The organism is Buchnera aphidicola (Lipaphis pseudobrassicae), from assembly GCF_005081185.1.
GTDB lineage: Bacteria > Pseudomonadota > Gammaproteobacteria > Enterobacterales > Enterobacteriaceae > Buchnera > Buchnera aphidicola_AD.
Genome location: NZ_CP034870.1, coordinates 85,041 through 95,962, shown reverse-complemented (window position 1 = coordinate 95,962; position 10,922 = coordinate 85,041). Strand labels below are relative to the sequence as shown.

Here is a 10,922-nt window from a genome sequence, read left to right as displayed (position 1 = left end):
AAATATAACTATAAAATGTTCTATAAACTAAAAAAAATAAAAAAATCTAATATCTTCTTACAATTAATGATACATTTGTACCACCAAAACCAAAACTATTTGACATTGCTGTGCTAATTTCTATATCCATAGTTTTTTGAATAATATTCATATGTTTTGCAAATGGTTCTAATTCATTAATATTAATTGTAGGAGCTATAAAATTATATTTTAACATTAATAATATATAAATAATTTCATGAACTCCTGAAGCACCTAATGCATGACCTGTTATTGATTTTGTTGCTGAAATCATTGGAATATTTTTATTGGAAAAAACTTCTTTAATGGCTTTTAATTCTATTAAATCACCATTTCTAGTAGAAGTACCATGTACGTTAAGATAATCAATAGATATATTGCTTTTTTTTTGAGCTAACTTCATACAACGAATAGCTCCTTTTCCAGATGGTAATACCATATTTTTTCCATCAGATGTAGCAGCATATCCAATAATTTCAGCATAAATACGAGCAGAACGCGATAAAGCAAAATTTAATTCTTCAATAACTAATATGCCTGCTCCTCCTGAAATAACAAAACCATCTCGATTCAGATCATAAACACGTGATGCAATTTTAGGATTATGATTAAAATTAGCAGATAATACTTTCATTGCATCAAATTCACGAGCTAATTCTAAACTAATTTCATCACCACCACCTGCAAAAATAAGATCTTGTTTTCCAGATTGAATTAATTCAAAGGCATTTCCAATGCAATTCGCAGAAGTAGAACACGCTGAACTTATAGAATAGCTTATCCCATAAATTTTAAAAAAAGTAGATAAGAGAGATGATATATTAGAAGGCATAGTTTTAATTGCAAGATAAGGACTAATAGGATCTAAACAATGCAATATTTTTTTAGAGTTTGCAACTTTATTCATATAATATCTTGGAAAACTACATCCAGATCCAGCAATTAATCCTATACGAGGATTTTTTTCGTACTGTTTAACTTTTAATTTTGCATCTTTAATAGCATCTTTCATAGCTATAAAAGAATATTTAGAAGCATCGTTCATAAAACGCGATATTTTTCTCTTGATCGTGTTATTCCTGTTTGTTTTAATATTACCCCAAATTTGACTTCGCATACCTATTTTTTTCATTTCTTTTGAAAAAACAACACCTGAATTTCCGTTGTATAATGAATGAAGTACTGCTTTCTTATTATCGCCAATACTCGAAATAACCCCAAAACCTGTAATAACTACTCGTTTCACCAGCAATCCTTAGATTAATAAAAAAATTATATATAGTTTATAATTTCATACAAAGAAAACTATAAATATACTAAATGTAGTTTTTAATTTTAAAAAAATTAATCATAATTATTTATATAAAATTAAAATGAGAAAAAAATGAATCAACTAAAAACTGGTACTCTTTATATTGTACCAACACCAATTGGAAATTTATCAGATATTACTAATAGAGCACTAAAAATATTGAAAGATGTCGATTTAATAGCAGCTGAAAATATCAGACATACTAATATTTTACTACAAAATTTTAATATTAAAAATCAACTCATCTTGATGAATAAAGATAATGAAAAAACACAAAGTGACAATTTAATTAATAAATTAAAACAAGGAAACAAAATTGCTCTAGTTTCTAACGCAGGAACACCTATTATCAACGATCCTGGTAGTATATTAATTGCAAAATGTTATTTTTTTCATATTAAGATTATTCCTCTTCCAGGACCTTGTGCTGCTATTACAGCATTAAGTGCTTCTGGAATAAAAAATAATCGTTTCTGTTATGAAGGTTTTCTTCCTTCTAAAAAAAAGACAAGATGTGATTTATTATTTTCTTTAAAAGAAGAAACACGAACAATAATTTTTTACGAATCAAAGTATAGAATACTTCAAAGTATAAGAGATATAATAGAACAAATTGATAAAAACAGACATATAGTAATTGCTCGAGAAATTACAAAAAAGTGGGAATCTATATACGGTGCAAAAGCACATTTAATGCTAAAATGGCTACAAGAAGATAAAAATCGTTATCGAGGAGAATTAATAATTATTATTGATGGTTTTAAAAAACCTCAAAAAAATAACTTATCAAAAAAGGTATTCGATACTTTTTTAAAAGTAAAAAATTTTTTATCGTTAAAACAATCAGTTTTACTCACTTCTCAAATACATAAAATTAGTAAAAATATTTTATATCAACAAGTAATTAAAAACAAAGATGACAAAATTATCTAAATAATATATAATTTTTTATTAGAAGTTGACCAAAACAGTCGCTGTTTAATTTTTACTCACTAAAAATTAAAAAGAGGAAAGTCCGGGCTCCATAGAGCAGGGTGCCAGATAACATCTGGAAAGCGAAAGCTTATGACTAGTGCAACAGAAAATAAACCACCTGTTTTTTATGATTTAAAAAATATGGAAAGGGTGAAAAGGTGTGGTAAAAGCACACCGCATAATTGGTAACAATTTATGGCCTGGTAAACTCCACCCGGAGCAAAGCCAAATATAGGAGATTTTTTCGTATTGCTCGTACTATACAAACCTGGGTAGGCTGCTTGAATTAATAAGTGATTATTAATCTAGATGAATGACTGTTAAAATACAGAACCCGGCTTACAGGTCAACTTCCAAAATAATATTTTAACAAATGTATATTATACTCTATACTACTATACTATAAAGGTAATAAATTTATTACCTTTAATAAATTTATTTAAATATATATAATAGTTTTTAATCACCAGAAATCTGCATTTCAGATATACACACTGAACCACATTGAATATTGTTACGTATATCGACATCATCACTAATACATACAATGTTATTCCACATATCTCTTAAATTACCAGATATCGTAATTTCATTTACTGGATATGTAACATTTCCTTTTTCAACATAAAAACCTACTGCTCCTCGCGAATAATTACCACTTATAATATCAACTCCTTGCCCCATTAATTCAGTTACTAATACACCTTTATTCACATTTTTTAACAAATCTTTAAGAGTTATATTATTATTTTCTACTATCCAATTAAAAATGCCACCAGCATTCCCTGTACTTTTTAAATCAAGTCTTCTAGCATTATAAGTATTTAATAACCAAGTTTGTAAAACTCCATCTTGAATAATATATTTATCTTGAGTAGATACACCTTCATCGTCAAATGGTTTGCTACCTAAACCTTTTTTTATGTGCGGTTTTTCTTGAATGTTTAACCAATTAGGAAAAATTCTTTTCTTTAAATCGTGAATTAAAAATGTAGATTTTTGATAAACATTATTACCACTAATAGCACTTACAAGATGAGAAAATAAAACATGAGATATTTCTGCTGAAAAAATTACTGTATATTTTCCACTTTTTATCTTTCTTGAACCTAACCGAGATATAGCTCGTGCAGAAGTTTTTTGTCCAAGTATTTCTGGTTTTTCCAAATCATTTATATTTCTAGAAACAGAGTAATCAAAATCTCTTTGCATAGAATTTTTATCTTGAGCAATCATACAATTATAAGTCGAATAATAAGTAGTTTTATAGTTTTGTAACATACCTAAACTATTTCCAAACACATTCATTGTAACATGACTATTAAAAAAACTACCTTCACTGTTAATAATTCTTTTATCGAACTTAAAGGCTTCTTTTTCAGATAAAGTAATAAATTTAATTATGTTTTCTATATTTAATTCACATGGATGAAATAAATCAAGATCTATAGGATGAAAACATAATAATTTAATATCTGGTAATCCTGAAAAAAAATCAGAAGAAGAATATTTAGAAATATTAATAGCTATTTCAAGCATGTTTTTAATTCCATTTAAACTAAAATCTTTAGAAGAAACGCATCCTTTAGAAAATTTGTTATAAACAGTAATGAATAATGCTCCATCGCTATTAAATTCAACATTTTCTACGACTCCATTTCTAATATTGACACTGATCCCAATAGTTTTTTTTATAAAAACTTCAATAAAAATTTGTTTATTTTGAGCAAATTGAAGTGTGTTTTTTACTGTATCTAAAAGAACGTTTTCTTCTCTTTCTATTTCTTTTTTTAAGTACATATATTAATCCTTAAGCATCTGTTTTTATATAATTCATATTATATTAACATTGAATTAAAATAAATTATTTTATAATATTAAAAATAAATTACTTTAGATAAAGTATAGATATATTTTTTTTGGGATGTTAATATTTATTAAAAATAATAATTCTATATATTTTATAAAAGATAAATTCAACAAGAATAATATTTTTAAGGAATAAAAATGAATTTTAATAAAATTATTGCAGGTGATAATATACCTCACGATATATATGTTATTATAGAAATTCCATTGAATTCTTCTCCTATCAAGTATGAAATAAATAAAGAATCAGGAGTGCTTTTTGTAGATCGTTTTATATCTACAACAATGTTTTATCCTTGTAACTACGGTTATATTAATAAAACGTTATCTTTAGATGGAGACCCTCTAGATGTATTAGTACCTTCTTATTATCCATTACAATCTAACTGTGTTATTCAATGCAAACCTATCGGAATATTGAAAATGCGTGATGAATCAGGAGATGATGATAAAATAATAGCAGTACCAATAAATAAGATTTGTCAAGAATATGAAAAAATAAATGATATATCAGATCTATCAAAATTGTTAAAAAATCAAATTGCTCATTTTTTTCAAAATTATAAAAAATTAGAAAAAGAAAAATGGGTCGAAATTATAGGATGGGGAAATTGTCAAGATGCAAAATTAGAAATTATTGCTTCATACAATCGTGCTGAAAAATCAGCATAACATATAATTTAAAACCATTGATATAACTTTTATTAAAAAATCAAATAAAAAAATTTTTTTCGTTAATGTTCAAATAAAAAAAAGGAAATTTTATATATCCAATTAAATCATATTTTTCAAATAAATAATGTAATTTTAAATGAGAAGAACACGTTATTTGTATCTTGTGAAAAATAGATATTGCTATTTTTTCACTTTTGAATGACATTTTCCATTCTATATGATTTGATTTTTTTAGAACTGTATTTAATGTAAATAATATATCGGCTTTTTGTATTAAAACTGATTGATTAATTTTTATCAAATCTGTTTTACCAGAAAAATAAGGAAAAAATAAAGTTATATATTGTAATAAATTATCACTATTGATAAAAATATTCTGTAAATTCACAGTAGATAATATTTTAGGACAATATAATGTTCCAAAAAATGTTATATTACTTTTAAATGTACCCTGTACTTTTTTGAAACTTTTAGTAAAAAAATTAATAATAGAAACAGGAAAATTAGAAATATATAATTTTCCTTCTATATTTTTTTTATTATAAATATCTGTAATATTCAAATATCCAAATATATTTGTCTTTTCTAATGAATTTATTGATTTTTTTAATACCCATTTATTTTGTAAATTATCTTTTCTTAAACTCGTATACCAACGAATATAATCTATACTTTCAGAGTATAAATTTTCTTTTGTCTTTTTCTTAAATTTTATATTATTAGTAGTTAAAAGTAATTTTCCGTCGTTGAAACGTTTTCCAAAACCCCATTTTAATTTTCCATTAACAAAAAGTGTAGTTTCAAAATTCATAAAAGACTGCTTAAATATATTAGAAAAAGACATTTTAATGTAATCTAAAAAAGATGAAAATATTTCTTTTTGTGGTAAATTTTTTTTATAAATATTATTTTTTTTGTTCTTTAAATTATAATAAAAAATAACTGGACTATCTTTAATGGTTAATTTTCCTAAAAAAGTATGAATTTTAATTTTTTTAAAAAAACCATTCCAATTTCCTGTTTTATGATCATACATACCATTAATAGTTAAATTTAAACTTAACATTTTACTTTTGAATAAGAAAAAAATATTTTGTTTATTATTACCCCAATTCGCTTTCAAAAATAAAGAATCAATATGAAATTTAGAAAAATATATCTTTTTCGCATCTATTAACGTTCTTCCAAAGCATGTATTTTGAAAACTTATATCTGCAAATATTTTAAATGATTTCAAGTAAATATTATTTATATTTACATTTCTTATGGATGTTTTGCTTGTTATCGACATAGGAATAACATGATCACCATATATATTAGATTTAGATTTAATTATACCTTTTAAGTTAGGTGATAAATAATTTAAATCATTAGCATAAATAGAAGAATTAATATTAAATGTTTTACCTAAAGTACCTTGTATATGTAATTTATTTTTTCCTAATAAAAATTCTATTCCAGGAATATCTAAAAAATTAAAATTTCTATAATATAAAGATCCTAGTATAGATATTTTTTTTTTCATTATATTACTATTTAAATTTATTTTAGAAAAAGATATGTTATACATATCTTGATCAACTGATCCTAAAACATTAATTCTACCCATCAAATCTAATATATAATCATTATATATAGTATTTCTTTTTAAATTATTATTTTCTTTGTGAAAGATAATTTTCTTAATAGGAAAAACTTCAAATTTTTTTAAAAATATATTTTTTAATCTACCTTGAGCGTGAATTTTAATAAGAATTGATCTCATATCTTTTAATTTAAAAGTATTCTTAATGAATAAAGAATAATTATTTATATTACCTGATAGAATTATATTAAAATTCTTTAAATTTAATACAAAATCTTCTTTTATAGGAAAAAATAAGTGTTTACTATTGAAATTTAAATAAAATGAATTATTAAAGTTATCTAGACAAATTTTAGCAATTAAATTAGTGTTGTATAAATGATTAGAATGTAATTGAATTTTAAGTTCTTTATCTAAACAAATTTTTAATGAAATATCAATGATTTTATCATAAAATCTTGGCAATAAAATTGTATTATGTATAATACATGAAGAAAAACGATTATTATAAAATATAATTTTTCCAAAAGATTTTAATCTTAAAAAATTAGAATTTATCATAATATTTTTTATGTTTAGAACATTATTTTGCAATTTAGCTTGAATTTTTATTTCCAATGAATTAATACTTTTATAATTCACAAAACTCGTTTTCTTACAGTGTAAAAAAATCAGATTAATATTAAATGGAATAAAAAATTTTTTTTTAGCAAAAGAAAAAGATAAAAAATTATGTATTTTTTTTATATTAATGAAATTATTATTCCTAATATTTTTTTTCAAATTTACACTATTCAATAACAACACTTTAACATTATCAATATAAGTAGGAAATATAGTAATATTATTATTTGATAAACTTATACTAGTTAAAAAAATATTTGATAAAAAAAAATGAACTTTAGATGTTTTCATTAATATCTTATCTATATGTATATTCTTAAAAAGAATAGAATATTTAATATGTTTATTTTTTTCAATAAAGTTATTAACTTTTTCTTTTCTTAGAAATTTTTCATATTTATTTTCTTTAAATATAATTATCACATTTTTTGTTTTAATATCTTTAATAATTGTAGAAGTTCTAAATAAAGACTTAATATCCAACACTACATGTATACTATCAGCTTGAATAGTCATTCCAAAAGAACTATAATTAATATTCTTTAATGTAAAATCACGCCAATTTCCTAATATTTCTTCTACTTTAAATCCTAAAAAAAATCTACTAGTTAAATTAAAAATCCATTTAAAACCTGCATTAGTTTCTATAAAAAGCAAAAAAATAATAAATAAAGCAGAAAAACTAATCAAAAATCTAGATAAACATTTGTGATATATACTCATGAAAAAATTATCCTGATTAATATCTAATTATTATATACATAGAGATTTAAAAAACTTTAAAAAATAAACATATTTTATATTAAATAACATTATTATATTTTTTGAAACGTTATTTTGAAAGATTTTTTAGTTTTTTTAAAAAATATATAAATATATTTCTTAAATAAAAAAGAATATACAGTATTTTTTCTTGTGTTTATTAATAAATATTAAACAACTATTATAGTATTTTATAATATGTTAAAATATTTTTTTAAAACTAATAAATCATTTATAACATTAATTAAAAACATTAATTTTTTAGTTAAAGAGAAAAAATATGTCACGTATATGTCAAATTACTGGTAAAAAAAGAATGATTGGAAACAATCGATCTCATGCCATGAATGCAACTAAAAGAAAATTCTTAATTAACATTCAATATCATCGATTTTGGATTTCTGATGAAAAAAGATTTATTAAATTACGTATTTCAGCTAACGGTATGCGTTATATTAATAAGAAAGGAATTGAAAATATAATCAAAAGAATTAAGGATAAAAAAAATGGCTAAAAAATCTCGTGAAAAAATTAAGATGATTTCATCTGCAGGAACTAATCATTATTACACTACCACTAAAAATAAAAGAAATACACCAGATAAATTGCAATTTAAAAAATATGATCCTATCATTCGAAAACATGTTTTATATAACGAAGGAAAAATTAAATAAATTATTTTTTTAAGTATTATATTTTATATAAATATTAAAGTATAATTTTTTAAAAAAATTATACTTTAATGATATTTTTTACATATCTTTTTTATATATCTAAAGAAAAAATAAAATTATAAATATAATAAAAAAATTATATATTTATAAAAGTTTGAGATATAAATAATATCAACTCATGCAATACTCTCTCAAAATATGGCAAAGTAGTAGATATTAAAAAATATAATAACAATATACCTATTAATAAATTAATCGGAAAACCAATAGAAAAAATAGATATCTGAGGTGATAAACGATTTAAAATACTCATTATAAAACTGAGTATTAATAAAACAATCATAACAGGTAAAATAAATAAAATACTTTCTAAAAAAATATGACTAGAAAATTGTAATAAGATAAAAAAAATATTTGAATTTAAAAAATAACTATCAATAGGCATACTATAAAAACTGTCAATCAATACAGAAATTAAATAAAGATGAGTATTAAAAACTAAAAAAAATAATAACATTAAAATATTAAATAAACGAGATATTATAGAAGTACCAATATAACTACTTTTATTAAAAAACGTTGCAAATGATAAACCCATTTGCAAACCTATTATTTCTCCAGCTATATTAACTGACACAAATAATAATTGTGTTGTAAAACCCAACACAAGACCAATTAATATTTCTTGAAATAAAAGCAAAAATCCAATACATGAAAATAAAGCAGTTCGAACTTCAGGTAAAAAAGGAGAAACTAAAAAACTAATTATAACTGCTAAAATTATTTTATTTTTTTTATTAAAAAGTTTATCTTTAAAAAAAGAAGCCATAGAAAAAAAAGATAAAATTCGAATCATAGGCCAAAAAAAACTACTAATAAATGTTATTAATTGAAAATCGTTAAATGTTAACATTATTTGACAATTAATGGTATATTTTTAAATAAATTATGCATATAATCAAGCATAATACCTAACATCCAAGGTCCAAGTATTACTATTACTCCTAAAACACAGATAATTTTTGGAATAAAAGATAAAGTTTGTTCATTTACTTGTGTAGCTGCTTGTAAAATGCTAATAATTAAACCGCTAATTAGGGCTGCTAATAATAATGGTGATGCAAGAATTAATGTAATTTTTATAGCATCATGAAACAATTCCATTACATATTCTGATGTCATAAACATCTCCACTTTGTTAAAATTTATTTGAAAAATTTTTAATTATATAAAAATTTCTGAGATGCTATATATTATGTGTTAAAACTTTGTGCTAATGAAGAAATTAATAATTGCCATCCATCTACTAATACAAATAACATTAACTTAAAAGGCAAGGAAATTGTTGAAGGTGGAACCATCATCATGCCAAGAGCCATTAATACAGTTGCTACAACTAAATCAATAATTAAAAATGGTATAAAAATAGTAAATCCAATTTGAAACGCAGTTTTAAGTTCACTGGTAATAAATGAAGGCAATAAAATCCGCATCGGTATTTCATTTTTATTTTTATAAGAAGAAACATGTGCTAATTTAGAGAATAATTCTAAATCAGGTATACGTGTTTGATTTAACATAAACTGTTTTATAGGAATAGAACCTTTTAAGATTGCATCTTCCATACTTATTTTTTCTTCGCTAAATGGTATATAAGCCTTTTGATAAATTGTATCGAATGTTGGAGACATAATAAAAAAAGTCAAAAAAAGTGCTAAACCAATTAATATTTGATTAGGTGGGGCATATGATGTACCTAATGCATTTCGTAATAAACCAAAAACAATAATAATTCTTGTAAAACTAGTCATCATTAACAAAAATGCCGGAAGAAAAGTCAATGAAGTTAAGAAGACTAATGTCTGTACTGGAACAGACCATGTTTGTCCTCCATCTTCTAAAAGATGACTGGTTAATCCAGGAATTTCTGCACGAACGGATGGACAAAACAACAAAAAAAATAAAAGAGGAATAATTCGATAAAACATTTTTTTTTTCCAGAATTTTTTAGAAAAATTTTTTAAAAAATGATCAAAAACATTTGATTTCAAAAAAGTGCTATTTTCTAAGGTACTATTGTCTATCTTATTTGCTATCTTATCTGTTTTTAAAATAGATGAAATAGTGTGCAAATGAGTAATATTTTTTGACGTTACACCTAATACTAATTTTACTTCTTTCATTTGTATAATAACAACAGATTCGTTAGGTCCAAGAGACAATCTATCTATGATTTTCATTCGAGATATTAAATTATTGATTCTAAAAAAAGATATTTTTTTTAAAATCCAACTAAAAATTAATATCAGTAATATTATTTGAGATAGTGAACTTGTTATTTGAAAAAATTGAGCACTATTCAATAGTGGTTGAAAAGTATTAGATATCAATTCAGAAGACAGATTATTTTTCATAAAATATTAAA

Annotated in this window: 10 protein-coding genes, 1 other RNA gene and 1 pseudogene; 5 read left to right on the top strand and 7 right to left on the bottom strand. The window is 22.7% G+C overall.

From position 1 onward, the window contains the following. Positions 1-46 precede the first annotated feature (46 nt). Positions 47-1,267 carry a beta-ketoacyl synthase N-terminal-like domain-containing protein gene (locus D9V70_RS00455; RefSeq protein WP_158355823.1) on the bottom strand — a complete coding sequence of 407 codons (1,221 nt, stop codon included), beginning with the start codon at positions 1,265-1,267 and terminating at the stop codon, positions 47-49. Between the two features lie 138 nt (positions 1,268-1,405). Here D9V70_RS00455 and rsmI point away from each other — a divergent pair, with 138 nt between their 5' ends. Continuing rightward, positions 1,406-2,266, top strand: coding sequence for a 16S rRNA (cytidine(1402)-2'-O)-methyltransferase (rsmI, locus tag D9V70_RS00450; protein ID WP_158355822.1), 861 nt, complete (start codon positions 1,406-1,408; stop codon positions 2,264-2,266). A gap of 21 nt (positions 2,267-2,287) precedes the next feature. Then, an RNA gene (gene rnpB / locus D9V70_RS00445) (RNase P RNA component class A) lies at positions 2,288-2,666 on the top strand. Between the two features lie 101 nt (positions 2,667-2,767). Here the strand turns inward: rnpB and pmbA are convergent. Then, a complete protein-coding gene (gene pmbA, locus D9V70_RS00440) occupies positions 2,768-4,108 on the bottom strand; it encodes a metalloprotease PmbA (protein ID WP_158355821.1) in 1,341 nt (446 codons plus the stop codon). Positions 4,109-4,315: 207 nt separating this feature from the next. On the opposite strand from pmbA, the gene ppa reads away from it, so the two are divergent. Further along, positions 4,316-4,849 (top strand): inorganic diphosphatase, encoded by a 534-nt coding sequence (gene ppa, locus D9V70_RS00435; RefSeq protein WP_158355820.1) that lies wholly within the window; start codon positions 4,316-4,318, stop codon positions 4,847-4,849. A 40-nt stretch (positions 4,850-4,889) separates the two neighbouring features. Here ppa and D9V70_RS00430 read toward each other — a convergent pair whose 3' ends face one another. Further along, positions 4,890-7,784, bottom strand: coding sequence for a translocation/assembly module TamB (locus tag D9V70_RS00430; RefSeq protein ID WP_158355819.1), 2,895 nt, complete (start codon positions 7,782-7,784; stop codon positions 4,890-4,892). 319 nt (positions 7,785-8,103) lie between these two features. On the opposite strand from D9V70_RS00430, the gene rpmB reads away from it, so the two are divergent. Beyond that, positions 8,104-8,337 (top strand): 50S ribosomal protein L28, encoded by a 234-nt coding sequence (gene rpmB / locus D9V70_RS00425; protein WP_158355818.1) that lies wholly within the window; start codon positions 8,104-8,106, stop codon positions 8,335-8,337. Beyond that, positions 8,330-8,497, top strand: a complete 168-nt coding sequence (gene rpmG, locus D9V70_RS00420) for a 50S ribosomal protein L33 (RefSeq protein ID WP_158355817.1) — start codon at positions 8,330-8,332, stop codon at positions 8,495-8,497. Before rpmB ends, rpmG begins: the two co-directional genes overlap by 8 nt. Before the next feature lie 136 nt (positions 8,498-8,633). Here rpmG and fliR read toward each other — a convergent pair whose 3' ends face one another. The 4 genes and pseudogenes from fliR to fliO form a co-directional block, all read right to left on the bottom strand. Beyond that, positions 8,634-9,410, bottom strand: a complete 777-nt coding sequence (fliR, locus tag D9V70_RS00415; RefSeq protein WP_158355816.1) for a flagellar biosynthetic protein FliR — start codon at positions 9,408-9,410, stop codon at positions 8,634-8,636. After that, positions 9,410-9,679, bottom strand: a complete 270-nt coding sequence (gene fliQ / locus D9V70_RS00410) for a flagellar biosynthesis protein FliQ (protein ID WP_158355815.1) — start codon at positions 9,677-9,679, stop codon at positions 9,410-9,412. The genes fliR and fliQ overlap by 1 nt, the downstream gene beginning before the upstream one ends. Before the next feature lie 71 nt (positions 9,680-9,750). Beyond that, entirely contained in the window at positions 9,751-10,485 is a 735-nt protein-coding gene (gene fliP, locus D9V70_RS03215) for a flagellar type III secretion system pore protein FliP (protein ID WP_253254825.1), read from the bottom strand. 84 nt (positions 10,486-10,569) lie between these two features. Further along, a pseudogene (gene fliO / locus D9V70_RS03210) lies at positions 10,570-10,911 on the bottom strand (flagellar biosynthetic protein FliO); the annotation flags it as partial. Positions 10,912-10,922: the final 11 nt, after the last annotated feature.

What these genes read in the sequence shown, in the direction of transcription:
- pmbA (WP_158355821.1), bottom strand. Translation starts at nt 4,108, where the DNA reads ATGTACTTAAAAAAAGAAATAGAAAGAGAAGAAAACGTTCTTTTAGAT.
- fliQ (WP_158355815.1), bottom strand. Translation starts at nt 9,679, where the DNA reads ATGACATCAGAATATGTAATGGAATTGTTTCATGATGCTATAAAAATT.
- fliP (WP_253254825.1), bottom strand. Translation starts at nt 10,485, where the DNA reads ATGTTTTATCGAATTATTCCTCTTTTATTTTTTTTGTTGTTTTGTCCA.
- D9V70_RS00430 (WP_158355819.1), bottom strand. Translation starts at nt 7,784, where the DNA reads ATGAGTATATATCACAAATGTTTATCTAGATTTTTGATTAGTTTTTCT.
- rpmB (WP_158355818.1), top strand. Translation starts at nt 8,104, where the DNA reads ATGTCACGTATATGTCAAATTACTGGTAAAAAAAGAATGATTGGAAAC.
- rpmG (WP_158355817.1), top strand. Translation starts at nt 8,330, where the DNA reads ATGGCTAAAAAATCTCGTGAAAAAATTAAGATGATTTCATCTGCAGGA.
- ppa (WP_158355820.1), top strand. Translation starts at nt 4,316, where the DNA reads ATGAATTTTAATAAAATTATTGCAGGTGATAATATACCTCACGATATA.
- rsmI (WP_158355822.1), top strand. Translation starts at nt 1,406, where the DNA reads ATGAATCAACTAAAAACTGGTACTCTTTATATTGTACCAACACCAATT.
- fliR (WP_158355816.1), bottom strand. Translation starts at nt 9,410, where the DNA reads ATGTTAACATTTAACGATTTTCAATTAATAACATTTATTAGTAGTTTT.